We start from the raw sequence: 25,529 nt of genomic DNA, 5'->3' as shown, positions 1-25,529 counted from the left end.
TATCGCTGAGAGTCAGTCGGCGATGGTGATGCCCATGGAGCGGGCGGTGCCGGCGATGATCTTCTCGGCGGCCTCGACGTCGTTCGCGTTGAGGTCCTGCATCTTGGTCTCGGCGATCTGGCGAAGCTGCTCGCGCGTCAGCTTGCCCACCTTGTCCTTGTGCGGGTTCGCGCTGCCCTTCTGCAGACCGGCGGCCTTCTTGATCAGCTCGGGCGCCGGCGGCGTCTTCGTGACGAAGGTGAAGGTGCGGTCTTCGAAGATGGTGATCTCAACGGGGATGATGTTGCCCCGCTGGGCCTCCGTCGCCGCGTTGTACTGCTTGACGAAGTCCATGATGTTGACGCCGTGCGGACCGAGCGCGGTACCGACCGGCGGCGCGGGCGTGGCCTGTCCAGCGGGAAGCTGGACCTTCACCAGTGCCGCGACTTTCTTCTTTGGAGGCATTTGTCCTTCTCCGGGTCCTTTGTCCTACAAAAGCCTCACAGGCACGCCGAAGCAGGGCGTGCGTGAGGACGGCTATCGAGTCTACGCGAGGCGGTCAGATCTTCGAGACCTGGTTGAACGACAGCTCGACCGGGGTCTCTCGGCCGAAGATCGAGACGAGGACCTTGAGCTTCTGCGACTCGGCGCTGATCTCGCTGACCGTGGCCGGCAGCGTGGCGAACGGCCCGTCCATGACCGTCACGGACTCGCCGACCTCGAAGTCGACGGTCGCGGTGGTCGTCTTGGTCGTGGCCTTCTTGACTTCCTCGGAAGGCTCCGGGGCGAGCAGCTTGGCGACCTCGTCGAGGTTCAGCGGGCTCGGCTTGTTGGACAGGCCGACGAAGCCGGTCACACCGGGCGTGTTGCGCACCGCGGCCCAGGACTCGTCGGTCAGGTCCATCCGGACCAGGACGTAACCGGGAAGCACACGCTCCTTGATCGGAGTCTTCTTGCCGCCCTTGAACTCCGTGATCGTGTGGGTCGGCACCTCGACCTGGAAGATGTAGTCCTCCATGTTGAGGGACCCGATACGGCTCTCGATGTTCTGCTTCACGCGGTTCTCGTAACCGGCGTACGAGTGGATGACGTACCACTCGCCGAACTGGCCGCGAAGCTGACGCTTGAACTCCTCGACCGGGTCGACATCCGGGAGGACGTCACCGTCCTCGTCGACCTGAGCGGCGGCCTCGGCCGAGTCTTCGCCGCCGTCACCGCCGTCTGAGTCGGCGACCGTGGTCTCCTCGACCTCTGCTACGGCCTCGTCCTGCTCGGTGCCCCACTCGTCATGCTCGTCATGGGAGCGGTCGGCCGGCATCGGGGACTCGGACACGGGACTCTTCCTTCTTCGCTTGGTGTCTTGACGTGCTGTGACGTCTCGGGCGGGATCAGGATCCGCCGAAGAGCCAGAGCACTGCCTTACCCAGCAGCGTATCGATCCCGAACACGAGCCCAACCATGATCACAACGAAGACCAGGACAACTACGGTGTACGAGATCAGGTCATTGCGCCGGGGCCAGATGACCTTGCGCAGCTCGGCGACGACCTGCCGGTAGAACAGAGCGGGCGAGGTGCGCTTTGCCTTCTTCTCACTGGTCGGCTTGCCTGGCTTGCCAGCGGTTTCACCGCGGGTGTCGATCGCCACAGTCCTCACCTGATCCGTCGTGTCCGTCGCAGTTGCGGCGCGCTTTCACGCCATTGTTGCGCGGACCGCACTCCGCAGGGCACGAGGGACTCGAACCCCCAACCGCCGGTTTTGGAGACCGGTGCGCTACCAATTGCGCTAGTGCCCTAAGCCGTGCACCACGATACCCGAGAAACGCCCTGAAGCGTCCGTCGCGCCGTTCACGTGGCCCACTAGTCGGTGAAGTGTACGCGGGATTCACCACTCCGTCGAACCACGTGGTCGCCGCACCGCCCGGAGGCGGCCCGAGTCCCGTTCGTGTGCGGTCTAAAGCTACCGTGCGAACCGGTCCGCATCCTGGATATGGAGACGAAACCGCGTGGCGCGTCTGGAACGATGGAGGCATGACCCGACCTCGCATCTCCGCACGTATATCCGCGATCTCCGAGTCCGCGACTCTGGCCGTGGACGCCAAGGCCAAGGCGATGAAGGCGGCCGGTCGCCCGGTCATCGGCTTCGGCGCCGGCGAGCCCGACTTCCCCACGCCCGACTACATCGTCGAGGCGGCCGTCGAGGCGTGCCGGAACCCCAGGTTCCACAAGTACACGCCGGCCGGGGGCCTGCCCGAGCTCAAGCAGGCGATCGCCGACAAGACGCTGCGCGACAGCGGGTTCCAGGTCGAGGCCGCCCAGGTCCTGGTGACGAACGGCGGCAAGCAGGCGGTCTACGAGGCGTTCGCCACGCTGCTCGACCCCGGTGACGAGGTCCTGGTCGTGGCCCCCTACTGGACGACGTACCCGGAGGCGATCAAGCTCGCGGGCGGCGTCCAGGTCGACGTGGTCACCGACGAGACGACCGGCTACCTGGCCTCGGTCGAGCAGCTCGAGGAGAAGCTGACCGACCGCACCAAGGTGCTGCTGTTCGTCTCGCCGTCCAACCCGACGGGGGCCGTCTACTCCCCCGCCCAGGTCGAGGAGATCGGCCGCTGGGCGCTGGGCAAGGGCCTGTGGGTCGTGACCGACGAGATCTACGAGCACCTGGTCTACGGCGAGGCGAAGTTCTCCAGCATCGCCACCGCCGTGCCCGAGCTGCGCGACCGGGTCGTCGTGCTGAACGGCGTGGCCAAGACGTACGCGATGACCGGCTGGCGGGTGGGCTGGCTGATCGGTCCGTCCGACGTGGTCAAGGCGGCGACGAACCTGCAGTCCCACGCCACCTCGAACGTCTCCAACGTCGCCCAGGCCGCCGCGCTCGCCGCCGTCTCCGGCGACCTGTCGGCCGTCGCCCAGATGCGCGCGGCGTTCGACCGGCGCCGCCAGACCATGGTCCGGATGCTCAACGAGATCCCCGGCGTGGTCTGCCCCGAGCCGTTCGGCGCGTTCTACGCGTACCCGTCGGTCAAGGCGCTGCTGGGCAAGGAGATCCGCGGCAAGCGCCCGCAGACCTCGGCCGAGCTGGCCGAGCTCATCCTGGAGGAGGCCGAGGTCGCGCTGGTGCCCGGCGAGGCGTTCGGCACCCCCGGCTACTTCCGCCTGTCGTACGCGCTCGGCGACGACGACCTCGTCGAGGGCGTCAGCCGGGTGGCCAAGCTCCTGGCCGAGGCGCACTGAAAACCGAGGCCCACCGAGCATCGAGGCGCACCGAGCGTCGAGGCCGCCAGGACGTCACGAACCCACGCGAAGGCCCGATCCCCAGAAGCGGGACCGGGCCTTCGTCATGCCGATGACCTGGCACTGTGTAGCTGCGGACATCTCCGGCAGTCGGCACAGGGATGTTTTCAGGACCAGAGGACGCAGATGAGAGCGGCGACGATCTTCTCGTCCATCTGATGGATGTGCGGACCGGTGTGCAGGACGACGCCGGCCACGAAGCGGTCCCCCAGTTCGTCGCGCAGCCACCGCAGGTGCTTGGCGTCGTCGTGGCGTGGGGTGGCGACCGCCTTGACCTCGATCCCGATCACTCGTCCCATGCCGAGCTCCAGGACGATGTCGACTTCGTGCCGTCCCTGGTCCTGACGCAGGTGGTGGATGCGGGGCCGGCTGTCGCACACCGGCACCTCCGCGCGGAGTTGCTGGACCACGAAGGTGTCGAGCAACCGGCCGAGTAAATCGCCGTCATTGAGAACCGCCTGTCCGTCCACCCGCAGCAGGGCAGCGACCAGGGCCGGGTCGACGAGATATCGCTTGGGCCCGCGGATCAGCCGCTTCAGCCGGTTGCTGAACCACGCGGGAACCTTGTCGACGATGAGGAGGTCTCGAAGGAGGCGCTCGTACGCCTCTCCCGTGCGGGCGTTGACGGCCGCCGCGTCGTAGAGCGTCTTGTCCGTGACCACACCCGCGGTGTTGAGAGCCAGCGCCTCCAGATAGGACCGGAGACGGACGGGGTCGCGCCGTCCGCCGAGGGTCTCGATGCCCCGCGTGAGGGTCTGCTCGATGTAGCTGTCCAGCCACCGCACTCGCACGGAAGCGGGCATCCGCTGGGCCTCGGGGAAGCCGCTGCGCAACGCGAAGCCGATGTAGCCGGCCAGGTCGGGCGGCTGAGCCGGTGCGGCGAGTTCCTCCACCCGCCCCTGGGCGAGAAGGTCGGCGAAAGGAGGTCTCCCGGTCTTGCGCTCGACCTCCTTGACCGCCAGCCCCATCCGACGTTCTCACTGTCCCGGTCGAGCCGCACCACCGTTTCGACGTGGCGAATCGCCGTCGTGGTCTTCCCGGTGGCCCGCGGACCGACCAACATGATCGCCGGCAGCGACCCGAAGACGCCTTCGATGATCGGATCTACCATCCGCGGGATGTAGGAATCGCGGCTCATTGGGGCCCGCTACCAATGCGACCCAGCACCCCAGTACAAAGATGACCCAGGCTGCAGTACAAAGACGACCCACTGCGGTGACCCGGTACGACCGACGCCTCCGGGCCCACGGGCGGGCGCGGAGGCGTGGGGACGGACCGGTGTCACTTGTCCAGGGCGACTCCGGCGGCGATCTTCTTGAGCTCCTTGTCTGCCGCGGCCTCGCCGAGCTTGGCCGCGTAGTCAGGGCTGATCATGACCTCGACCCCGACGCCGGGGGCGAGGGTCCACACGATCGTCCGGGTGCCGCCCTCGTTGATCTGGTCACCGCCCTCCGACAGGCTGACCAGGTACGCCTTCCTGCCGCCGGCCTCGATCGGCTTGGCGCCCTGCGCGGCGTAGCCCTGCATGCGCTTGGTCAGCACGCTCGCGGCGTCCTTCCGATAGACGATCATCTGGACGCTGTACATGCCGGGTTCGAGTCCGGGCTCCACCCAGCTCGTGGTGTAGCTCCGCTTGCCGAACCCGTCCTTGCCGGACCACTTGCCCCATTCGAGCCCCTCGGGCAGGTAGCCGACGTGCACACCGCCGAGCGTCCGGCCGTCCCCCAGGTCGCCGAGGTCCTGGGGCACCTGCGGGTCCTTGGTGCCCGTCGTGTCGGCGGGAGTCGGGGCGGCGGCCGTGGCGATCGTGATCGTGACCGCCGCCCCGGCGGGAGCGGCCGTCCCGGGCTGCGGCATCTGGGCGAAGACCGTCCCCGCCGGGGCCTCGTCGGTGACGACCTTCGTGACTCTCACCGTGTAGCCGGCCTCTTTCAGGAGGGCGTTGACCTCCGCGGCGCTCTTGCCGACCACGTCGGGGACGACACCTCCCGGCGTGGCGATCATGTCGTCGGAGCCCGTCGCGGGGCCTGTCGCGGGGCCGGCCGGGGCTCCCGGGCCCGCGGCGCCGGTCCCGGCGAGGCTGCCGGCGGCCGGGGCGGTGTCGGGCCGGGCGGTCAACGCCACGGGCACGCCCACGGCGACCGCCGCGGTGAGCACGGCCGCGCCTGCCGTACGAAACCTGACCACGTGGCGGCGGTTGCGCCGCCGGACGGCCTGGCCCAGCGACGGCGACGCGTGCACGCCGGCGACCTGAGCGGCCATGGCATCCTTCAGCGCCTCTTCGACGTTCATGCGGACGCTCCTTCCAGGTTCTCCATGCGTGCGCGCACGCGTGCCAGACCTCGGGCGGCCTGGCTCTTGACGGTGCCGACCGAGCAGCCGAGCAGCGCCGCGGTCTCGGCCTCCGACAGGTCCTCCCAGTAGCGCAGGACCAGTACGGCCCGCATCCGGGCCGGCAGCTTCCTGAGTTCGGTGACGAGCACGTCCCGCAGGCCGAGGTCGGGCGACTCCACGGGCGTCTCCGGCGGCTGGGCGAAGGTGATCTCCTGGAGCACCTTGCGCCGCCTGGCCTTGCTGATCGCGCCGTTCACCACGACCCGGCGCGCGTACGCCTCGGGGTTGTCGTGCCGGATGCGCGGCCAGTGCCGGTAGACCTTCTCCAGCGCGTTCTGGACCATGTCCTCGGCGTCGGACGCCGAGGCCCCGCAGACCAGGATCGCGGTGCGCAGGAGGGCGGTGCTGCGCGCGGCCAGGAACTCGTCGAAGGCCGCCTCGTCTTCTTCGGTCATGAGCTCCCCTTTCGTCCCTCCCCAACGCGCCAACCCGGCGACGGGTTGAGAGCGGCATGCGGCAACATATGGAGATGGCACGTCCACTAGACACGCTCCCCAAAGCACATCTGCACCTCCACTTCACCGGCTCGATGCGGCATTCGACGCTGATCGAGCTCGCCCGGGAGCAGGGCGTCCACCTCCCCGACGCGCTGGTGGAGGACTGGCCGCCGAAACTGCGGGCGACCGACGAGCGCGGCTGGTTCAGGTTCCAGCGGTTGTACGACATCGCGCGGTCGGTGCTGCGCCGCCCCGAGGACGTCTACCGCCTGGTGCGTGAGGCCGCCGAGGACGAGGCCCGGGAGGGGTCGCGCTGGCTGGAGATCCAGGTCGACCCGTCCGGGTACGCCCAGCGTTTCGGCGGGCTGACCGAGACCCTCGAACTCGTCCTCGACGCGACGGAGAAGGCGGCCAGGGAGGCCGGGATCGGCATGGCGGTGATCGTGGCGGCCAACCGCACCCGGCACACGCTCGACGCCAGGACGCTGGCCCGCCTGGCGGCACACTATGAGGGCAAAGGCGTGGTGGGCTTCGGCCTGTCGAACGACGAGCGGCGCGGCCGGGCCAGGGACTTCGAGCACGCCTTCCGCATCGCGAAGCGCGCGGGGCTGCTCGCGGTGCCGCACGGCGGAGAACTGCTGGGCGCGGCGAGCGTCGCCGAGTGCCTCGACGACCTGGGCGCCGACCGGATCGGTCACGGGGTGCGCGCGGCCGAGTCGCCCCGCCTGATGGAGCGGCTGGCCGACCGGCAGATCACCTGCGAGGTGTGCCCGCTGTCCAACGTGGGTCTCGGGGTGGCGGAACACCCCGAGGACGTGCCGCTGCGCCGGCTGTTCGAGGCTGGAGTGCCGATCGCCCTCGGCGCCGACGACCCGCTGCTGTTCGGCGCCCGGCTGCTGCCGCAGTACGAGCTCGCGAGGGACGTCTACGGCTTCGCCGACGCGGAGATCGCCGAACTCGCCCGGCAGTCGATCCGGTCGTCGACGGCGCCCGACGCGCTCAAGAAGGAGTTGCTCAGCGAGATCGACGCCTGGCTCGCCTCCCCCGAGTGAATCTCCGGTTCATCGGACCGAGGAGGCGATCCGCACGGCCTCGGCGCGGTCCGGTCCCTCCAGCCGCAGGCCGACCAGCCTGTGCTGCCAGATGAGCGTCGGCCCGGCCACCCGCTCCTCCCGCGGCGCGCCGCCACCCGACGGCACGTACGACACCCCGTGGGGCTGCTGGATCCACCAGCCGCCGAGAGCGCTCACCTGCTCCGGGAACGGTTCTCCGAGTTCCTTACGCCAGACGACGCCCAGCGTGCCGTCGAACTCGTCGAGCCGGACACCCGGCCACAGGAGTGTCACCACCCGGCCACCGTCGGCGAGGCGGACGTCGGCCGGTTCGCCGAGCGCGGACGGCACGGCGACGGGGAAGCGAGCGGTCCGCCGCGCCTCCTCCAGCGTCACCCGGCGCTCGCCGGGCAACGGGCTCGGCACTCCCGTGGGCAGCGGCCCGGCTCCGCCGACGTGGATCTCGACGCCCGCGAAGCGCAGCACCGACACGACCGCGGCCCGGCCCTGCGGGGTGGCCCCGAGCAGCACGGCCATCAGCACCGCCACCGCCGCTGCCGCCACGCGCGGCGACGGCCGCCATGTCCTGTGTTCCTGAACCCTGCCGTCTTGAGCCCTGCCGTCTTGAGCCCTGCCGTCTTCGAGGCGGGCGCGTACGGCACGCGCGACGTCGGCGGGAGGCGGCGCGGGGGGCACGGCCAGGCCGGCGCCGAGGGCCCGCAGCCGCGCCTCAAGGTCCTCCGGTGGGATCGGAGCGTCGTCATCCGAGGTGCTCACGGCCCACCTCCTCCCGCAGGCGCCGCAGGGCCCGGAACGTCCGCGACTTCACCGTGCCGAGCCGCACGCCGAGGACCTCGGCCGTCTCCGCCTCGGACAACTGCAGGAAATACCGGCAGACCACGGCTTCGCGTTCCCCTTCGGGCAGCGCGCGCACGGCCTCCAGCAGGCGGGTCCTGCCGTCGGCGTCCACGGCCGCGCTCAGCGGGTCCTCCGGTCCGTACGGCTCCCGCTCGCGGCCCAGCCGTACGGCGAGGTCGGAGCGGCGGCCGCGCGACCGGGTGAGGTCGTGGGTCTCGTTGGCCACGATGCGCAGCAGCCAGGGGCGGAAGGCCGAGCCTCGGCGGAAGCTTCTGAGGTGGCGGAATGCCTTGACGAAGGCCTCCTGGACGACGTCCTCCGCCTCGTCGGCCGCACCGAGCAGGCTCGCCGTACGGTGGGCGAGCGCGCTGTATCGGGTGACCAGCACCTCGTAGGCGTCAAGGTCACCGGCCAGGGCGCGGGTCACTGCCTCGTCGTCGTCCATCAGGGGCAATCGGGGGATCGGAACGGAGGTGAAGCCTACGATCAGGTGGGCATCCCGTCCACAGTGCTACCTGAAGAACCGGTGCTGCCTGAAGAACCGGTGCTGTCTGAAGAACCGGTGCTGTCTGAAGAACAGCGCCACCGAAAGAACAGCGCCGCCCGAAGCCCTCATCGGCGGCCCCTCCGGCGAAGCGGACACCCGCCGATGGGGCGGGCACTACACTTTCCACGACCGTCAGCGTGCAGATCGAGGATCCTATGTCTGGGTATGACCGAGTAGTCCAGCCGGCGGCCGGGGACGAGGCTCTGGAGAACCACCTCGGCGGCGACGAGGCCAAGAACTACCGGCAATACGAGTTCGACATGGTCGCGCCGCACGTCGGTCGGTCGCTCCTGGAGATCGGCTCGGGGCTCGGACACTTCGCCGAGCAGTTCCTGCCGCGCCTGGACAGGCTCGTGGTGAGCGACTTCGATCCCTACTGCGTGGAGCAGCTGCGCAAGAGGTTCGCCGACCGCGACGACGTGTCGGTGCTCCAGTTCGGCCTGCCGACCGAGATCCCGCTGGCCGACCCGGTCGACACCGTCGTGATGATGAACGTCCTGGAGCACATCGAGGAGGACGCCGAGGCGCTGCGGTCGCTGGCCAGGGTGACCGTTCCCGGCGGCCGGATCATCATCTGGGTGCCCGGCTACATGCAGCTCTACGGGGACTTCGACCGCAAGGTGGGGCACGTCACCCGCTACACCCCCGCCACGCTGCGCAAGACCGTCACCGACGCCGGCCTCGACGTCCAGGTGCTCAAACCGATCAACTTCCTCGGCGGCATCGCCTGGTGGGCGGCCGTACGGCGGGGCGGCGTGGGTTACCCCGACCCCCGGCTCGTCAAGATCTACGACCGCACCGTCGTGCCGCTGACCCGGCTCATCGAGCGGTTCGTCCGCCCGCCGTTCGGCCAGACCGTGTTCTGCGTGGCCCGCGTCCCGCGCTGACGCGCGAGGGCCGCGCGGAGCGGCCACGGAGACCCAAATTGTGCGACAAATGCCTCCTACCTGCACAATGGGTCCCCCATGAGTGAAACCAGGATCCTCGTCGTCGAGGACGAGCCAAACATCCGGGACATCGTGGAAGTCGCCCTCAGGTTCCACGGCTTCCGGGTGACGGCCGTGGGCACGGGGGCCGCGGCGCTCGGCGAGGTGCTGAGGAACCAGCCCGACCTGGTCGTCCTCGACGTCATGCTGCCCGACATCGACGGCTTCGAGGTGTGCCGGCGGATCCGGGCCGACGGCGTGCACCCTCCCGTGATCTTCCTCACCGCCCGCGACGCGGTCGCCGACACCGTGCGCGGGCTGACCCTCGGCGGGGACGACTACGTCACCAAGCCCTTCTCCGTCGAGGCGCTGGTCGCGCGGATCCGCGCCGTGCTGCGCCGTACGACCGTGCCGGAGGCGGCCGAGCGGGCGCACGGGCCGATCCTCCGGGTCGCCGACCTGGAGCTCGACGAGGCGCGCTGGGAGGTGCGGCGCGGCGGCGTCCCCGTGGACCTGTCGCCGACCGAGTTCCGCCTCCTGGCCTTCATGATGGCCAACGCCGGCCTGGTGCTCACCAAGCGGCGCCTGCTCGAGGAGGTCTGGGGCTACGGCGGGAGTTCGCAGGTGCTGGAGACCTACATCTCCTACCTGCGCCGCAAGCTCGACCCGCTCGGCCCACCGCTGATCCACACCCAGCGCGGCATCGGATACTCGTTGCGCCCGCCCCAGGACATGTGACGGACCCATGATGTCGCTCAGGACGCGCCTGCTCGCCGGGCTGCTCGGGGTGAGCGCGGTCCTGCTCGTCGTGTTCTCCCTCGTCAGCGTCGTCGTCCTGCGCGGGCACCTGCGTACGCGGCTGGAGGGGCAGGTGGTGGCGGCGACCGTCACGGCGGCGCGCCGGGTGGTCGAGGGGGACCCGCTCGACCAGGCGCTGACCGGCTCCACCTACGCCGTCGCCGTCTACAACCTGTCAGCCGGACACGCGCATCTGGTCGGCGGCGACGCCGACGAGGCCGGGGCCGTCCCCAACCTGGCCGAGGCGCTGGGCAAGGACAGGCTGCTGGCGTACGCCGCGCAGGGCCGCACCTTCGACCTCGACCCGAGCGGCGGGCACGACCTGCTCGCGGCCGCGGCCCTGTCGCCGAGCGGTCTGCGGCTGACGGTCATCGCGGTGCCCCTGGACGCGGTCGACGATCCGGTGCGCCACCTCCTGATCAGCGAACTGGCGACCGGCGGGGTGTTGATGCTGCTGCTGGCCGCGGGCGGCCGGCTGCTGATCGCCGGCGGCCTTGCGCCACTCGGCAAGATGGCGCGGACCGCGCACCTCGTGGCCGAGGGAGGCGACCTGTCGGCACGGATGCCCGAGGGGCCGTCGGAGGTCGGCAGGCTCGGCGCCGCGATCAACCTCATGCTCGACCGGATCGCCGACGCCTTCCGCGACCGCCAGGCGTCGGAGGACCGCGTGCGCCGGTTCGCCGCCGACGCCTCCCACGAGTTGCGCACCCCGCTGTCGACCATCTCCGGGTACGCGGAGCTGTACCGGGCCGGGGCGATCCCGGCCGAGGACATGCCCAAGATCATGGGACGGATCGAGGCCGAGGCCGACCGCATGGGCCGCCTGGTGGGCGAGATGCTGGAACTCGCGCGGCTCGACCGGGGCGCCGCCCTCGCGCTCGACGAGACCGACCTGGCCGAGATGGCCCGTGAGGTGGCCGCCGACTCGGCCGCTATCGACCCCGCGCACCCGGTCACGGTGGAGGCCCCGCCGTCCCTGGTCGCGACGGTGGACGAGGCCAGGGTCCGCCAGGTGCTCGTCAACCTGCTGAGCAACGTGCGGGCGCACACGCCCGAGGGAACCCGGGCCACCGTACGGCTGCTGCGCGCCCCGCAGTCGGTGACGATCGAGGTGCGCGACACCGGGCCGGGGATGAGCCCGGAGCAGGCCGAACGCGCCTTCGACCGCTTCCAGCGCGGAGAGGACCACCTGTCCGGCGGGGCGGGGCTCGGCCTGTCGATCGTGAAGGCCATCGTGGAGGCACACGGCGGCCGATGCCGGATCGTCTCCTCCCCCGGCGAAGGGACGGCCGTACACATCGCGCTCCCCGCGATGCAAGAGGCTACTGGCGGGTAGTAAACGGGCACAGCTCGTTTCACCGCCGAGGAGGTCGACGATGACGACCGATTACGCCAAGGCCAGGGAGGTGGCCGAGCAGGCGCGCGAGACGGAGTGGACCCGCCCGAGCTTCGGCAAACAGCTCTTCCTCGGGGACTTCCGGCTGGACCTCGTGCATCCCGCCCCCCGCCTCACCGAGGAGGAGATCAAGAAGGGCGACGACTTCCTGCGGGCCCTGCGGGCGTTCCTGCAGGAGAAGGTCGATCCCGCGCTCATCGAGCGCACCGCCGTGATTCCGGACGAGGTGATCAAGGGCCTGGCGGCGATCGGCGCGTTCGGCATGACCATCGAGGAGGAGTACGGCGGGCTGGGGCTGAGCCACCTGTACTACTGCCGGGCGCTGGGACTCGTCACGTCGTGCTCCCCCGCGCTCAGCGCGCTGCTGTCGGCCCACCAGTCCATCGGGGTTCCGCAGCCGCTGCGGCTGTTCGGCACCCCCGAGCAGAAGCGCCGCTTCCTGCCCCGCTGCGCCCGGGGCGAGATCACCGCCTTCCTGCTGACCGAGCCGGACGTCGGTTCCGACCCCGCCCGGCTGTCCACGACCGCCGTCCGTGACGGCGACGCGTACGTGATCAACGGCGTCAAGCTGTGGACGACCAACGGCGTGGTGGCCGACCTGCTGGTCGTGATGGCCAGGACCGGCACCAAGATCTCGGCCTTCGTGGTAGAGGCCGACTCCCCCGGCATCACCGTCGAGCACCGCAACCAGTTCATGGGCCTGCGCGGCATCGAGAACGGCGTCACCCGCTTCCACCAGGTGCGCGTGCCGGTGGAGAACCTGATCGGCCGCGAGGGCCAGGGCCTGAAGATCGCTCTGACCACGCTCAACACCGGGCGCCTCTCCCTGCCGGCCACCTGCGTCGGCGCGGCGAAGTGGGCGACCAAGATCGCCCGCGAGTGGGGGCGCGAGCGGGTCCAGTGGGGCCGGCCGGTCGGCCAGCACGAGGCGGTGGCCCGCAAGGTCGCCTTCATCGCCGCCACCACGTACGCGCTGGAGTCCGTTGTGGACCTCGCCAGCCGGATGGCCGACGACGAACGCAACGACATCCGTATCGAGGCCGCGCTCGCCAAGCTGTACGGCTCGGAGATGTCCTGGCGGGTGATGGACGAACTGGTGCAGATGAGAGGTGGTCGCGGCTACGAGACCGCCGAGTCGCTGCACGCTCGCGGCGAGCGCGGCGTGCCCGTCGAGCAGATGCTGCGCGACCTGCGGATCAACCGGATCTTCGAGGGCTCGACCGAGATCATGCATTTGCTCATCGCCCGCGAGGCGGTGGACGCGCACCTGTCGGTCGCGGGCGGGCTCGTCGATCCGAAGGCCGGTCTGCGGGCCAAGGGGCGGGCGGCCACCCGGGCCGGCGCCTTCTACGCCAGGTGGCTGCCGAGCCTGGTGACCGGGCCCGGCCAGGTGCCCACGTCGTACGCCGAGTTCGGCCCGCTGGCCCAGCACCTGCGCTACGTCGAGCGGACGAGCCGCAAGCTCGCCAGGTCGACGTTCTACGGCATGTCCCGCTGGCAGGCGCGGCTGGAGCACAAGCAGGGCTTCCTGTCGCGGATCGTGGACATCGGCGCCGAACTGTTCGCCATCACCGCGGTCTGCGTGCGCGCCCAGGAGGACTCGGCCGAGTTCGGGCGCAAGCCGTACGAGCTGGCGGACACCTTCTGCCACCAGGCCCGGCAGCGGGCCGAGGCGCTGTTCGACCGGCTGTGGGACAACACCGACGCCATGGACGTACGGCTGGCCCGGCGGGTGCTCGACGGGCGCTACACGTTCATGGAGGAGGGCATCGTCGATCCGTCGCTGGAGGGCCCGTGGATCGCCCCCCAGCGCACCGGGCCGTCCATGTTCGAGGACGTCCACCGGCGCATCGGCTGAACGCCACGGCCCCGTCCCGGTTCGGGGCGGGGCCGTGCGCACGAAAAACCCTTTGTCCGGGGACGCGGCGCCTTGTTAGGGTCACCGGCATGTGGATTCTGTACGGCGACCGCTGATCAGCCCTCTGAGCCGCTGATCCGCTCAGCTTTCCGGCCCTGTCCATCCGACGCGGCAGCTGAGTGATGGCACCTCGGTGCCGCGTTCCCGACGTACAAGGAGATCCCGTATGCGTACTCGCGCGTCCAGCAAGGGCGGCAAGCAGCAGAACCCGCGCACGCCGCAGCCCCAGCGTTCCTTCCCGCCGCCGCGTCAGATCCCCGCCCCGCCCATGCGGCCGGTGCGGCAGCCGCGGCGGCTGCCGAGAGCCAAGTAAGCCGCTTCGCGGCAAAAGGGCACCCCGGGAGTGATCCAGGGTGCCCTTTTGGCGTCCATGCCTGCCGTCCTCTCGGTTGCAGGGGTGACGAGGCCCCGGCTCAGACCGAAAGGAGCACCGCCGGATCGATGGCGAGCTCGACCGGGGCACGCACCTCCAGCAGGTCCCCGGCGAAGACACGCTCGACCCGCCGATAGACGCCATGACCCGGCGCCAGCGTCCAGACCGTGATGTTCGGCTTGGGCTCCAGGTCCACCACCCAATACTGGGGGATCCCCGCTTTGGCGTATTCGCTGGGCTTCTCGTACCTGTCGGTACGCTCACCGGCGCTCTCCCGGGAGACGACCTCGACCACGAGAAGCAGGTCCACTCCCTGATATGCGCGTTCGTCTCGCTCGACCGCGCGCCGGACGGCCTTGCCGTCGACGACCGCGACATCGGGCACGCGTATCCCGGTCGACGTGAACACGTCGACCGGGCCGTTCACTTAGAGATCGGCATCGGCATGCGCGACCGCCGCTTCCAGCCGGGACCGCAAATTCCGGACCGCGTGGTCGTGACGAATGCTGGGCCAGGGGGACATGACGATCCATCCGTCGACGAGCTCGTACCGAGCGTCCCTGGGCATGCGATCCAGGTCGGCGATCGTGTACGGACCGTGGTGATAGGAGTGCTCTCGGTCATCATAAGCGACGCTCATCCCGCCTCCTTCGCCCCGGATTCCCACGCGTCACGACTCAGCGTAACCCAGCGAGCCCACGAGGACCGGGCCTCGGCACCGTACGACGCCGGCCACGCAGAAAGGGCACCGCGGGATGAGCCGGGGCGCCCTTTCTTCACGTCAGCGGCCCGGCGTCTCGGTCAGGAGCTTCTCGAGCCCGTTGAGCAGGCAGCGCAGCCCGAATTCCAGGGGCTCGGCCGCCGGCTGGGAGTAGCCGCCGCCCCGCATGGCCGCGACGAGGGCCGGATAGCGGTCGCCATGCCGGCGCAGCCGTTCCCCGAGGGCGGCCGACCACTCGTCGACGCGTAGCCGATCGGCTCCCGCGATGTTCTGCGCGACGCTGCGGACGTGCCCGTTGAGCAGCACGAACGCGTCGTGCTGCTCGACCGGCGGGAAACCGGCGTCCGCGAGGACGGCGAGCGCGGCGTCGAGCCAGCCCAGCTCGTTCGGCCCCATGAGGCGATGCCCGCCGGTGGCCTCGAGCAGCCAGGGATGGCGCACGAAGAGCCGCAGGCACTGCCGGGCCCATTCCGCCAGCCGGTCACGCCATCCGCCCGGCACCGACTCCAGATCGGGGCGGTCGCCGATCGCCGTATCGATCATGAGGGCGACCAGCTCCGCCTTGCCCGGCACGTACCGGTACAGCGACATCGTCGTGAAGCCGAAGGCGGCGGCGATGCGCTGCATGGAGACGGCCGCCAGCCCCTCGGCGTCGGCGATCTCGATCGCGGTCCCGGTGATCCGCTCCACGGACATGCTCGGTTTCGGGCCCCGGCTGGGTCTGTCGGCCGTCCCCCAGAGCAGGTCCATGCCGCGGGCGAGATCGCCGCCGCCCTTGTCACCCTTCGCCGCCACCGGCCCTCCCGATTCGCCTTGACCCTCTTCCCGGAACTGTATATAACATAGACAAAACAGTGTGCGGCATAAACAGTTTGCGCATGAGCTGAGGAGATGGACGAAATGAGCAAGCTCGCGGGTAAGACGGCGCTGGTCACCGGTGGTTCGCGGGGAATCGGCCGGGCGATCGCCCAGCGACTGGCGGCGGACGGCGCGTACGTCGCCGTGCACTACGGCCGCAACGAGCCCGCGGCCAAGGAGACGGTCGCGACGATCGAGCAGGCGGGCGGCCGCGCCTTCGCCGTCCGGGCCGAACTCGGCCTGCCCGGCGACGTCGACACGCTGTTCGCCGGGCTGGAGGAGGGCCTGGCCGGGCGGCCGCTGGACATCCTGGTCAACAACGCGGGCGGCGCGATGGGAACCGGCTCGATCGACCGGACGACTCCCGAGGAGTTCGACCGGCTGATCGCGCTCAACGTGCGCGCGCCGTTCTTCATCATCCAGCGGGCTCTGCCCCGGCTGCGCGACGGCGGCCGCATCATCAACATCTCCTCCGCCGACACCCGCATCGCCATCGCCCACGAACTCGCCTACTCGATGGCCAAGGGCGCGATCAACGTGCTCGGCAGGACGCTGGCCCATGTGGTGGGCGAACGAGGCATCACCGTCAACACGGTGGCGCCCGGCGTCACCGACACCGAACCGAACGCCTGGATCCACTCCAGCCCGGAGATCGAGGCGCTCACCGCGACGGCCTCCGCGCTCAACCGCATCGGCCAGCCGTCCGACATCGCCGACATCGTGGCCTTCCTCGCCTCCGACGACGCCCGCTGGATCACCGGCGACATCATCGACGCCACCGGCGGCACCTTCCTCGGCCCCCGCATCTGAGGACGGACGCCGAGAGCCGTAGTAGCCGACCACGCAGAAAGGGCACCCCGGAATGATCCGGGGTGCCCTTTTCGCGCGAACGGTCAGAGACGCTCGATGATCGTGACGTTGGCCTGGCCGCCGCCCTCGCACATCGTCTGCAGACCGTACCGCCCACCGGTGCGCTCAAGCTCGTGCAGGAGCTTGGTCATGAGGATCGCGCCGGTGCCGCCCAGCGGGTGCCCCAGCGCGATCGCGCCGCCGTTGGGATTGGTCCGTGCCGGATCGGCCCCGATCTCCTTGAGCCAGGCCAGCGGCACCGGGGCGAACGCCTCGTTGATCTCGATGACGTCGATGTCCCCGATCGAGAGCCCCGCCTTGGCCAGCGCCTTCCGGGTGGCCGGGATCGGTGCCGTGAGCATGTAGACCGGGTCGTCGCCGACCAGCGTCAGCGTCACGATCCGGGCGCGCGGGACCAGGCCGTGGTCGCGCACCGCCTGCTCCGAGGCGATGAGCAGCGCGCCGGAGCCGTCGGAGATCTGCGAAGAGGTGGCCGCCGTGATCTTGCCGCCCTCGCGCAGGGTCTTCAGCTCGGCCATCTTCTCCAGCGTGGTGTCCGGCCGGGGACCCTCGTCGTCGGTCACGCCGTTGACCGGGGCGATCTGGTCCTTGAAGTGGCCGTTGGCGATCGCCTTCGCGGCCCGCTGGTGGCTCTCGTAGGCGTAGCGCTCCAGCTCGTCACGCTCCAGGCCCCACTTCTCGCACATCAGCTCCGCGCCGCGGAACTGGGAGATCTCCTGCTTGCCGTACCGCTCGACCCACTTGTCGCCGAACGGGAACGGCATGCCCTTCTCCAAGGCCGCCGAGATGCTCGATCCCATCGGGACGATCGACATCGACTCGACGCCGGCCGCCACGACCAGGTCCTGCGTGCCCGACAGCACCCCCTGCGCGGCGAAGTGGATGGCCTGCTGCGACGAGCCGCACTGCCGGTCGATCGTGACTCCGGCCACGGTCTCCGGGAGGCCCGCGCTGAGCCACGCGTTGCGTGCGATGTCCATGGACTGCGGGCCGAACTGCATGACGCAGCCCATGATCACGTCGTCCACGGCGGCGGGGTCGACGCCGGTGCGCTCGACGAGCGCGGAGAGAGTGTGGGCGGCCAGGTCGACCGGGTGGACCGTGGAGAGCCCGCCCTTCTTCTTGCCGACCGGCGTGCGGACCGCCCCGACGATGTACGCCTCTGCCACAGTGCCTCCATAGGAAACCGAGCAATGTTCGGTTAGTGAGAGGTTACATCAGAACTTTCGTCGGGGGAGGCGACGGTATGGGCATGGTTGACGGGCAGGGCTCAGGCATAACCTCCGGGAAGCACGTCGGCGGGCTCGACTAGCTGGAAACCCCGGCTGTCGGCAGCGATTCCCCGCAGGCCGTTCGCGAGCGTCACCGCGATGGCCGCTCGCCCCACCAGTTCCACCCGCTTGTCGTCCTCACGCACCATGTCCCCATCCACGATGCCGGCGGCGATGAGGGGGTCCTCTGAGGCGTCGGCGCCGGCTTCCTCCACGTCGGTGCCGGCGTCCGGCGTGCTCTCGGCCGCGGCCGCGCTCGTCACGTCTTCCGCCGGGCCGTCGGCCGCTTCCCCGGAGGCCGCACCGGCATGTCCCGCGTCCTCGCCTCGCGTCTCCTCCCTACGCGCGACTGGGGAGACCCGGGCGATGGCGATCTCCGTGAGGTACGGCCAGCGGGTCTGGGCGGCGGGCGGCATGCGATGCCCCTCTTCGATCGTGACCAGCACGTCGGCGCCCGCGTAGACGTCGGCCACCCGGCCACGGCGTACGGGAACGTGGACGACGCCGTCGACGAGTTCCCCTTCGGGCCACTGTTCGGTGTCCACGGCCTCGACGAGACCCAGTAGCCCGCGCAGGATCGGCAGGATCTCCTCGGGCTCCGGCACGGCCGGCAGGTAGACCAGCGGGTCACCGCCGTCCTCCGCCGGATCGAGCGGCTCGCCCTGGCAGAGTGACCAGCCGCCCAGGCGGTACGCGATGCCCTCGGCCAGGCTCTTGTCGAAGAAGTCCACCGGCAGCGGGCCCTCGGCGGCGATCCGGCACGCCCAGAGCCTGTCCTCGTCGGGCACGCCGAGCTTGGCGAGGACGTCTCCGGTCAGTTCGACGGGCGACTGGATGCGCGACCCGCCCGCGAGTATGTCGTCGCCGTCGGTCCTCGCCTCGGGATCGGCGAGTTGCGCGACCGCCAGCAGTGTCTTCGGATCCGGCCGGGCGGGCAGCAGCGCCGTGGGGCCCGTGCGCAGCCGACCGGGCAGCAGGAGTTTCGAGAACCAGCCCACAGGCCCTCCTCATGATCGGTAGAAGAGACCATAGCTCCGACGGCCGCCGGCGACGAGCCCTTCCGGCGAGGTGCCCGGGCTCAGGACTTGGACTTCGCGAGCCGCGAACCCGTCATGAGGGCATAGACGATGACGTTGTCGACATAGTGGCCGGTCGAGTGGTTGTAGGTGCCGCCGCAGGTGATCAGCCTGAGTTCGGCGTTGTCGGCGTGGCCGTACACCCGGTTGGTGGGAAATGTCTGCTTGTTCGCCTGTTCGACGCCACCCACGGTGAAGATGGCGACGGTCCCGTCGAGGCGGTATACCTCGATCTTGTCCCCGTACGCCAGTTCGTGCAGACGGGTGAAGACGGCGCTGCGCGTGGTGGTGTCCTTGTGTCCGAGCATGACGGCCGGACCCGCCTCACCCGCCGTCGGGCCGCCGCGATACCAGCCGACCAGGTTCGGGTTGCTGATCGGGGGCGTCTGGATCGCGCCGTTGCGGTCGAGGCCGAGCGACTTTATCGGCGCATTGACGCCGATCTTGGGAATGACCAGGCGCTTGGGCGTGGACGGCTGCATGGCCGGGGCGGCCGGGATCTTCGGAAGCGGCGGGGGCGCGTCGGCGACCGCCTGCGTCAGCGGCTGCCCGGCGCCGCCCGGTCCCACGGAGGGGGCGAGCCCGTTCTGCGGCGCCGCGAGCTTCAGCGTTTGACGGGTCGGCGCATACTCGTCGGGGTTGTTCACGATGGTCACTACGCCCACGATCACGATGACCAGGCCCAGGATGGCCGCCGTGATCAGCACCCGCCGGATGGCCGCCGCGCCGTCGCCGGGAGGCTTCTCCTCCGGCGGCTGCGGCGGGGGCACCGGCTGCACGGGCTGCATCTGGGGCAGCATGACCGGCTGGAAGACCGGCTGGCCGTAAACCGGCTGCGGGTAGCCCTGCCCGCCCGGCCCGAGAGGCACGCCGTACGGCTGGCCCGGCGGGTACTGTCCAGGTGGCGGGGTGGTCATGGCTTCGTCCTACTGCCTCACCGGGCGGCGCCGGGTCCGGAGCACGAGTCCGCCGGCCCCCGCCGCCAGCATGAGCGCGGTGCCGGTGAGGACGAAGAGCCGGGCGTCGGGGCCCGCGTCGCCTCCGCCGCCGGTGGCCGCGCCACCCCCGGGCGTGTTCTCGACCTGGGCGGACTTCGTCTTCTTCGTCTTGGACGGCGTGGGCGACGCGAAAACCGTCTCGTACACCGTCCGGGTGTTACGCGGCGTGGGCGAGACGCTCGCGGAGGCACTGGCGCTGGGGCTGGCACTCGCGCTCGCGCTCGCGCTCGGGGACGCCGAGGCGCTCGTCACCGGAATCGTCGCCACGGCAGGCGCCGTGTTGGCACCCGTCGCCGCGACCACGCAGTTGTAGAGCGTGGTGGGCGTCGTGGTCGTGCCAGTGCCGGCGGGCGCGACCATGCTGACCTTGAAGTCCTTCGCCGTCAGCACGACGGAGGTGGCCCCGGTCGACGGCGTGACGGTCAGCGTCGCCATGGGGAGCGGCGGCATCGTCCCCTGGGCCGCGACGGCCGAGGTCAGCGCCGCACCGGTCGGCGAAGGCGTGGACACGCCCGCGGTCATACCGGCCGGCAGCGCCGACGCCGACACGGTGGGCTGCAACTCGATCGCCGCGCCGCTCGCGATCTGCACCGGCGCGGGGAACGCCGAAGTCGTGAGCGGCTGGATGCTCAGGGTCGCGGTGTACTGGGTGCCGGTCACCGCCGTGGTGCTCGCGGTGAGCGTCACCGTGAAATCGTGCGTGACGGCGGTGCCGCCCGTTCCGGGGGTGCAGGTGTATGTCACGGTCTTCGTGTCGGCTCGCGCACTGAGTGCGCTCAGGCCCAGGAGAAGGCCCGCACTGACCACTCCGGCCGCGGCGGCCCTTCCGGCGACACGGCCCCGCGCCTTTGACTTCAGCACTGACTTCTCTCCACTTCGATGCTCGCAGTCAACAGGCGTACCAGCATTCCAGCATACGGTCACAGTCAGGTAGAGATCTTACGGACAAAAACCCCAAGACCGCCTCCGGTTGCTCAAACTTTCTCGCGTTCTCGGCATGTCCGCGCCAACCGGACGCTAGTGCCTGCCGTATGAACCGGGGTTCGGGCCGAAGCGCCGCAGCAGCAGCCCTCCGACCGCCGCCGCGGCCATCAGCGCCAGGCCGGTGAGCACGACGAGCCGGGCGTCCGGGCCCGCGTCGCCCCCGGACCCGGTCTGCGCTCCGCCGAGCGGTGTCGTCTTGATCTGCTTGGTCGCCGTGCGGGAGACCGCCGCGGTGGCGGTCGCCGTGACCGTCCTGGTCCTGGTCGGGGTAGGGCTCGGAGTCCTCGTCGCCGTGGCGCTGGGAGTGGGCGAGCTGCTCGCGTCGTCGCTGCCGGTCGGGCTCGGCGACGGGGAGGGCGAAGCGGACGGTGAGGGGGACGGCGAGGCGGACGAGGATGCGGCCACGGTGAGCGCGAGCGACGCCCGGGTCGCGGAGTCCGGCAGCGTGCACGTGTAGAGCGCCTGCCCCGTGCCGGTGGTGTCCCCGGCCTGCCGCAGCTTCAGCGTGAAATCGCCGGCCGCGACTCCGACCGTACCCTCCGCCGTCGGGGTCAGCGTGACGAGCAGTTCGGGGATCGGCGTCAGCGTGGCCGACGGTGAGAGGGAGACCGGAACCGCCGTGGACGCGGACGGGCTCAGCGTGACGGCCGAAGGGGTCTCCTCCTGTGTGCCGGTCGTCGTGTCGTCCGTGGGCGAGCCCGTCTCGTCGCTGGACGGCGTCGCGCTGGGAGAGCGCGTCGCACTCGGGGACGGCGTCGCACTCGGGGACGGTGTCGCACTCGGGGACGGTGTCGCGGAGGTGTCCGTCGCCACCTGAGACTCCCTGCCGCCCGTGTCGTCGTTGTCGTCCGGAGACGGCGAGGCCGACGGGGACGGGGTGGCCGACGCGGAAGGCGACGCCGACGGTGAGGGCGTGGGGGTCGGCGATGCGCTGGGAGTGGCGGACTCGCTCACGACGGGAGCGCCGGTCACCTCCATCAGGCCCTCGGCGATCACCACGTCGTTCGCCGCGATGCCCGTCGCCGGTGCCACCATCGCGCTCTGGCCGGCCGACGGCGTGGCTGGAGCGATCCGCCAGGTCACGGTCGCCGCGCTGCTCACCACCGGGTCGTCGGGCGCGACCAGAGTCACGCTCACGGGGTAGGTCCCCGCGGCGCCGCCCGCCGGAATGCAGGAGTACGACACGGTCGTGGTTTCGGTCGCCGCGAGCACCGGCCACGTCATCAGGGCCAGGGCGGCCGTCGCTCCCGCCGCCGACCGGGCCGCGATGCGACGCCGGGCGCTCCTGCGCCGGGCACTGGGGTCGGGCACGACGTCTCTCCTGCCACCACAGTCACGTACACGTAGCCAACAGTCTCCCAGCAGTTGACCATCGACATAACCGTCGAGCGTCTCATGTCAGGAAATTCTCAGGGAACCTTCATGGCCCTCCCACGGTAGGGAGGGTGGAGGTGTTGACGTGAGACGACTGCTCGTGGCGCTCGCGGCGATGGCGGCGATGGCGGCGATCCTCGCACCGGCCCTGCCCGCTCACGCGCGGGCCGGATTCTGGGCCGTGACCGAACTCGACCCGCTCCCTGCCAAGGTGCGGCCCGATGTCTCCTACACGGTGGGCTTCTGGGTGCTCCAGCACGGCACCCATCCGTACGAGGGCCCCGGCGGGCTCGAACCGGTCGGCCTGCGCCTGACCGGGGAGGACGGCACGGCCCTGACGTTCGACGGGACGCGGCTGCCGGAACCCGCCCACTTCGCCACGTCGATCAAGGTCCCGGCCGGACGGTGGCGGGTGCAGGGCGTGCAGGGCATGTTCGCGCCGTACGAGATCGGCACGCTCACGGTGCCGGGCGGGCTGAAGGCGGCTCCGCCGCAGTTCCCGGTGCCCGCCGGCGTCGAGGTCATGGATTACTGGGGTCCGGTGAAGCCGCCAGGATTCCCGTGGAAGGCGACGGCCGTCATCCCCAACCGCCTTCCGGCCGCGACACCCGCCGCGTCCGCGCGCCCGGTCCGGGCCGCTCAGCCGGCCAAGGTTTCTGCGGCCGGCGGTGACTCCTCGCCGTGGCGTCAGCCGTACGCGCTGATGGCCGTCGCGGTGGCGGCGGTGGTGGGCACGCTCCTGGTCCAGCGCGCGGCTCGGACGGCCGTACGGCGCAGGCCGCACGATCCGCCCGAGCACGAGACGCGGGAGGGCGAAGAAGTGATCAGCATGGGCTGATCACCTCGCGATCACTTGCCCTTTGTCTCCGTCAGCGTCGCGTAGACGATGATGTTGTCGGTGTAGTGGTGCTGCTTGGCGTTGTAGACCCCGCCACAGGTGATCAGCCGCAGCGAGGACGTGATCGTGTTGCTGTAGACCCGCTTCGTCGGGAACGTCGACTTGCTGACCTGCTCGATCCCGTCCACCGTGAAGATCGCCATCTTGCCGTCCGCACGGAGAACGGCGATCTTGTTGCCGCGCTTCAGCTCGCGCAGGCGGCTGAAGACGGCGGCGCCCTTGCGGGTGTTCACGTGCCCGAGGATGATCGCCGGCCCCTGGTCGCCGGGGGCGGGTCCGAAGCGGTACCAGCCGGTGAGGTTCGGCTTGCTCAGCGGGGGCGTCTGGATGGCACCGGTCTTGTCCACGCCCACCGAGCCCACCGTGGCCTTCACGCCGATCGCCGGAATGCTGATCTTGAGCGGCCTGCCGGTGGCCTTCTTGGTCGTCGTCGTCTTCTTGGCGGTCGACGACGAGGACGACGAGAGCGGCGTCTGGGATGACGATGCCGCGCTCGTGAAGGTCAGCGGGGCGATCGGCTTCATCGCGGGAAGCGGCGGCGGCGCGGTCGGGTCCGCCGCCGTGAGCGGCACACCCGGCCCGCCCGGCCCCACGGTGGGCGGCAGGAAGGCCACGTTGCCCGCGTCCTGGACGTTCACCGCACCCGGGACCGGTCCGCTCTCCTGCGGCGGGTCCGAGGGGCTCAGCACGGCGAGCATCCCGGCCATCACGGCCGCGATGCCGCCGAACGACCCGGCCACGAGCAGGGTCGCGAGGACCGGCTGGGGCAGCGGCTTACGCGTCTTCTTGGCGTCGGTGCCCGCGCCGCCCTGCTCGGGAGCGCCACCGTCAGGAGTGTCGTTCATCGTCATCCTTCTCAGCTCCGCTCGCCCGAGTGCGCCGCCCTGCGCCGGAGCATTGCCACACCGCTGAGCATGCCGATCATCAACAGCGCGCCGCCCGAGCCGATCAGCAGCATGCCCGAGGACGACACACGCTCCGGAGCCTCACCGGTCTGCGCGCCGCCCTGAGGCGTGATCGCCACCTGCGCCACGGTCGGCGTCGCGGTCAGTGTCACCGTCTTCGTCGCCGTCGGCGAAGGACTGCCCTGCGTGACCACCGCCACCACGTAGTTCTGCGTGGGCGCCAGGTTCGGACTTCTGCTCGCCGAAGGGGAGGGCGACGGCGAGGGCGACTGATCGCCGCTCGGCGACGGGGAAGGCGTGGCCGAGGGCGTGGCCGAAGGACTCGCCGAGGCGCTCCCCGAAGGGCTGGCCGAGCTGTCGGGCGAGGCGGACGTGTCCGGCGAGCTGTCCGGCGACGGGCTGGCCGGGTTGTCGCCACCGCCGATCGTCACCTCAATGCCGACCGGTGCGCTGATGAGCGTGCACTCGGCGCGGTACTCCTGCGGCGGGTTGACCAGCTCCCGAGTGACCACGCGGAACGCGTCGAGCTGGCCCCACTTGGCGTCCTCGACGTTCTTGATCGTGATCGTGTGCTCGCCGTACTTGAGACCGCGGAACTTCCACAGCGTCTGCCCGCCCTTGTTGGCGTCGTTCACCGGAGTGCCGTCGTCGTTCGTCGAGGGGTCGATCCGGGGCGGAGTGCCGGGCTGACCGTCGATGGCGATGTCGATCGGTCCCGCACGCCGGTCCCGCTGCGCGACGTAGTCCACTCCGGTGCCGGTGAAGGTCAAGGACGCCCAAGCGCCGGCCACCGTCGTCCGGTGCAGGTCCAGGTGGTAGTCGTTGTCCCCGCTCGGCTGCCCTTCGAGGTTCTCCCAGCCGCCGCTGTAGGTGATCGCCGGGTCGTCGTCGTTGACCATGACCTCGGAGGCGGGGGGACGGAAGTCGACGAACAGCTTGCCGGGCTTGACCGTGAGGGTGCCCTCCCGGTCCGTGTACGCGAAGTCGGCGATGCCGTCGGGAAGATTGAGCGGGGTGCCCTTGATCATCGCGCCCGGCTGGTCCACGGACCCCTTGGGCTGAAGCTGCCCGATCCAGCTGCCGGTCAGATTGACCCGCCCGGTCACCTCGATCCGGCCGCCGTTGGGCAGCCGCGCGGGCGCTCCGAAGCGCGTCGCGTCCTTGTAGTTCAGCTTCCACGCCACGTTGAGCGGATCGCCGACGTTCAGCGTCGTGGGAACGGTGAGCTTCGTCCGAAGATAGACGGTGCCCGAACCCGAGGTGGCGATGCCCTGTTGGCAGGCGTAGTCGACGACGAGGTCGGCGGTATTGGCCTGTGCTGTCATCGACGGCACGACGACAATTGCCGTACCGGCCAGGCCGAGGGCCAAGGCGGCCATGGTCCTAGGAAGACCAGCTTTCCACCGAATCACCGCATACTCCGATCACAGGTCCGCCCTGGCGGGCCTATAGCAAACCGAAGGTAGATCTTAGGGGTAACCGAAGCGGTCAAAGGGGTCGTTATCGCGATGGTTTCGGAGTTGTGACCCTCCGTACGACTTGAAGCCGATCGACCAGCGGAGGACCAGAATCGTATTCTGGTGCGGCCAACAGATTCTGAG

27 protein-coding genes and 1 tRNA gene are annotated in these 25,529 nt (G+C 70.3%); 9 read left to right on the top strand and 19 right to left on the bottom strand.

Annotation, left to right across the window (positions count from 1 at the left end; genetic code table 11):
• Window positions 1–12 precede the first annotated feature (12 nt).
• From rplK to IL992_RS35245, 4 genes are all read right to left on the bottom strand, one after another.
• On the bottom strand, window positions 13–444 hold the full coding sequence (rplK, locus tag IL992_RS35260; protein WP_193207638.1) for a 50S ribosomal protein L11: 432 nt from the start codon (window positions 442–444) through the stop codon (window positions 13–15).
• A 94-nt stretch (window positions 445–538) separates the two neighbouring features.
• Window positions 539–1,312, bottom strand: a complete 774-nt coding sequence (gene nusG, locus IL992_RS35255; protein ID WP_319019028.1) for a transcription termination/antitermination protein NusG — start codon at window positions 1,310–1,312, stop codon at window positions 539–541.
• Between the two features lie 55 nt (window positions 1,313–1,367).
• Window positions 1,368–1,625 carry a preprotein translocase subunit SecE gene (gene secE / locus IL992_RS35250; protein ID WP_030510284.1) on the bottom strand — a complete coding sequence of 86 codons (258 nt, stop codon included), beginning with the start codon at window positions 1,623–1,625 and terminating at the stop codon, window positions 1,368–1,370.
• Window positions 1,626–1,700: 75 nt separating this feature from the next.
• Window positions 1,701–1,773 (bottom strand) — tRNA-Trp (locus IL992_RS35245).
• Between the two features lie 235 nt (window positions 1,774–2,008).
• Between IL992_RS35245 and IL992_RS35240 the strand changes: the two genes are divergently transcribed.
• Window positions 2,009–3,214 carry a pyridoxal phosphate-dependent aminotransferase gene (locus IL992_RS35240; RefSeq protein ID WP_193207637.1) on the top strand — a complete coding sequence of 402 codons (1,206 nt, stop codon included), beginning with the start codon at window positions 2,009–2,011 and terminating at the stop codon, window positions 3,212–3,214.
• A gap of 167 nt (window positions 3,215–3,381) precedes the next feature.
• Here IL992_RS35240 and IL992_RS35235 read toward each other — a convergent pair whose 3' ends face one another.
• The 3 genes from IL992_RS35235 to IL992_RS35225 form a co-directional block, all read right to left on the bottom strand.
• Entirely contained in the window at window positions 3,382–4,242 is an 861-nt protein-coding gene (locus IL992_RS35235) for an ATP-binding protein (protein ID WP_193207636.1), read from the bottom strand.
• 313 nt (window positions 4,243–4,555) lie between these two features.
• On the bottom strand, window positions 4,556–5,566 hold the full coding sequence (locus tag IL992_RS35230) for a PASTA domain-containing protein (protein ID WP_193207635.1): 1,011 nt from the start codon (window positions 5,564–5,566) through the stop codon (window positions 4,556–4,558).
• Entirely contained in the window at window positions 5,563–6,063 is a 501-nt protein-coding gene (locus tag IL992_RS35225; protein WP_079319144.1) for a SigE family RNA polymerase sigma factor, read from the bottom strand. Before IL992_RS35225 ends, IL992_RS35230 begins: the two co-directional genes overlap by 4 nt.
• 74 nt (window positions 6,064–6,137) lie before the next feature.
• Here IL992_RS35225 and IL992_RS35220 point away from each other — a divergent pair, with 74 nt between their 5' ends.
• The gene (locus tag IL992_RS35220) at window positions 6,138–7,157 is read left to right on the top strand and encodes an adenosine deaminase (RefSeq protein ID WP_193207634.1); all 1,020 of its coding nucleotides are present in this window, start codon (window positions 6,138–6,140) and stop codon (window positions 7,155–7,157) included.
• Between the two features lie 9 nt (window positions 7,158–7,166).
• Here IL992_RS35220 and IL992_RS35215 read toward each other — a convergent pair whose 3' ends face one another.
• Both IL992_RS35215 and IL992_RS35210 read right to left on the bottom strand, forming a co-directional pair.
• On the bottom strand, window positions 7,167–7,934 hold the full coding sequence (locus tag IL992_RS35215; protein ID WP_226874297.1) for a hypothetical protein: 768 nt from the start codon (window positions 7,932–7,934) through the stop codon (window positions 7,167–7,169).
• Window positions 7,918–8,460, bottom strand: a complete 543-nt coding sequence (locus IL992_RS35210; protein WP_193207633.1) for an RNA polymerase sigma factor — start codon at window positions 8,458–8,460, stop codon at window positions 7,918–7,920. Before IL992_RS35210 ends, IL992_RS35215 begins: the two co-directional genes overlap by 17 nt.
• 257 nt (window positions 8,461–8,717) lie before the next feature.
• Here IL992_RS35210 and IL992_RS35205 point away from each other — a divergent pair, with 257 nt between their 5' ends.
• The 5 genes from IL992_RS35205 (at window position 8,718) to IL992_RS35185 (ending at window position 13,913) form a co-directional block, all read left to right on the top strand.
• On the top strand, window positions 8,718–9,449 hold the full coding sequence (locus tag IL992_RS35205) for a class I SAM-dependent methyltransferase (protein ID WP_193207632.1): 732 nt from the start codon (window positions 8,718–8,720) through the stop codon (window positions 9,447–9,449).
• 78 nt (window positions 9,450–9,527) lie between these two features.
• Window positions 9,528–10,226 (top strand): response regulator transcription factor, encoded by a 699-nt coding sequence (locus tag IL992_RS35200; RefSeq protein ID WP_193207631.1) that lies wholly within the window; start codon window positions 9,528–9,530, stop codon window positions 10,224–10,226.
• Window positions 10,227–10,236: 10 nt separating this feature from the next.
• Entirely contained in the window at window positions 10,237–11,622 is a 1,386-nt protein-coding gene (locus IL992_RS35195; RefSeq protein WP_193207630.1) for a sensor histidine kinase, read from the top strand.
• 40 nt (window positions 11,623–11,662) lie between these two features.
• A complete protein-coding gene (locus IL992_RS35190) occupies window positions 11,663–13,540 on the top strand; it encodes an acyl-CoA dehydrogenase family protein (RefSeq protein WP_193207629.1) in 1,878 nt (625 codons plus the stop codon).
• A gap of 226 nt (window positions 13,541–13,766) precedes the next feature.
• Window positions 13,767–13,913 (top strand): hypothetical protein, encoded by a 147-nt coding sequence (locus tag IL992_RS35185; protein WP_193207628.1) that lies wholly within the window; start codon window positions 13,767–13,769, stop codon window positions 13,911–13,913.
• Window positions 13,914–14,013: 100 nt separating this feature from the next.
• Here the strand turns inward: IL992_RS35185 and IL992_RS35180 are convergent, their stop codons facing one another.
• From IL992_RS35180 to IL992_RS35170, 3 genes are all read right to left on the bottom strand, one after another.
• A complete protein-coding gene (locus IL992_RS35180; protein WP_193207627.1) occupies window positions 14,014–14,400 on the bottom strand; it encodes a Uma2 family endonuclease in 387 nt (128 codons plus the stop codon).
• Entirely contained in the window at window positions 14,401–14,613 is a 213-nt protein-coding gene (locus tag IL992_RS35175) for a PDDEXK family nuclease (RefSeq protein ID WP_193207626.1), read from the bottom strand. It abuts the gene before it with no gap.
• 141 nt (window positions 14,614–14,754) lie between these two features.
• Window positions 14,755–15,489: a TetR/AcrR family transcriptional regulator gene (locus tag IL992_RS35170; protein ID WP_319019027.1), complete on the bottom strand. Its 735-nt coding sequence runs from the start codon at window positions 15,487–15,489 to the stop codon at window positions 14,755–14,757.
• 105 nt (window positions 15,490–15,594) lie between these two features.
• On the opposite strand from IL992_RS35170, the gene IL992_RS35165 reads away from it, so the two are divergent.
• Complete coding sequence (locus IL992_RS35165; protein WP_193207625.1) at window positions 15,595–16,362, top strand: SDR family oxidoreductase; 768 nt, start codon at window positions 15,595–15,597, stop codon at window positions 16,360–16,362.
• Window positions 16,363–16,445: 83 nt separating this feature from the next.
• Here the strand turns inward: IL992_RS35165 and IL992_RS35160 are convergent, their stop codons facing one another.
• The 5 genes from IL992_RS35160 to IL992_RS35140 all read right to left on the bottom strand — a co-directional run bounded on the left by IL992_RS35160 (window position 16,446) and on the right by IL992_RS35140 (window position 22,062).
• A complete protein-coding gene (locus IL992_RS35160) occupies window positions 16,446–17,591 on the bottom strand; it encodes an acetyl-CoA C-acetyltransferase (protein ID WP_193207624.1) in 1,146 nt (381 codons plus the stop codon).
• Between the two features lie 101 nt (window positions 17,592–17,692).
• Window positions 17,693–18,691 (bottom strand): hypothetical protein, encoded by a 999-nt coding sequence (locus IL992_RS35155; RefSeq protein WP_193207623.1) that lies wholly within the window; start codon window positions 18,689–18,691, stop codon window positions 17,693–17,695.
• 80 nt (window positions 18,692–18,771) lie between these two features.
• Complete coding sequence (locus tag IL992_RS35150; RefSeq protein ID WP_193207622.1) at window positions 18,772–19,686, bottom strand: class F sortase; 915 nt, start codon at window positions 19,684–19,686, stop codon at window positions 18,772–18,774.
• A gap of 9 nt (window positions 19,687–19,695) precedes the next feature.
• Window positions 19,696–20,511 (bottom strand): hypothetical protein, encoded by an 816-nt coding sequence (locus tag IL992_RS35145; RefSeq protein WP_193207621.1) that lies wholly within the window; start codon window positions 20,509–20,511, stop codon window positions 19,696–19,698.
• A 273-nt stretch (window positions 20,512–20,784) separates the two neighbouring features.
• Window positions 20,785–22,062, bottom strand: coding sequence for a hypothetical protein (locus IL992_RS35140; protein WP_193207620.1), 1,278 nt, complete (start codon window positions 22,060–22,062; stop codon window positions 20,785–20,787).
• A 148-nt stretch (window positions 22,063–22,210) separates the two neighbouring features.
• Here IL992_RS35140 and IL992_RS35135 point away from each other — a divergent pair, with 148 nt between their 5' ends.
• A complete protein-coding gene (locus IL992_RS35135) occupies window positions 22,211–22,963 on the top strand; it encodes a hypothetical protein (protein WP_193207619.1) in 753 nt (250 codons plus the stop codon).
• An 11-nt stretch (window positions 22,964–22,974) separates the two neighbouring features.
• On the opposite strand, the gene IL992_RS35130 is transcribed toward IL992_RS35135, so the two are convergent.
• Window positions 22,975–23,868 (bottom strand): class F sortase, encoded by an 894-nt coding sequence (locus tag IL992_RS35130; protein ID WP_193207618.1) that lies wholly within the window; start codon window positions 23,866–23,868, stop codon window positions 22,975–22,977.
• A gap of 11 nt (window positions 23,869–23,879) precedes the next feature.
• Window positions 23,880–25,307, bottom strand: a complete 1,428-nt coding sequence (locus IL992_RS35125; RefSeq protein ID WP_193207617.1) for a hypothetical protein — start codon at window positions 25,305–25,307, stop codon at window positions 23,880–23,882.
• Window positions 25,308–25,529: the final 222 nt, after the last annotated feature.

It is taken from the genome of Microbispora sitophila (assembly GCF_014892245.1).
GTDB classification, from domain to species: Bacteria; Actinomycetota; Actinomycetes; order Streptosporangiales; family Streptosporangiaceae; genus Microbispora; species Microbispora siamensis.
Note: the sequence above shows the minus strand (reverse complement) of the source record. Positions and strands in the feature narration are given on the sequence as shown.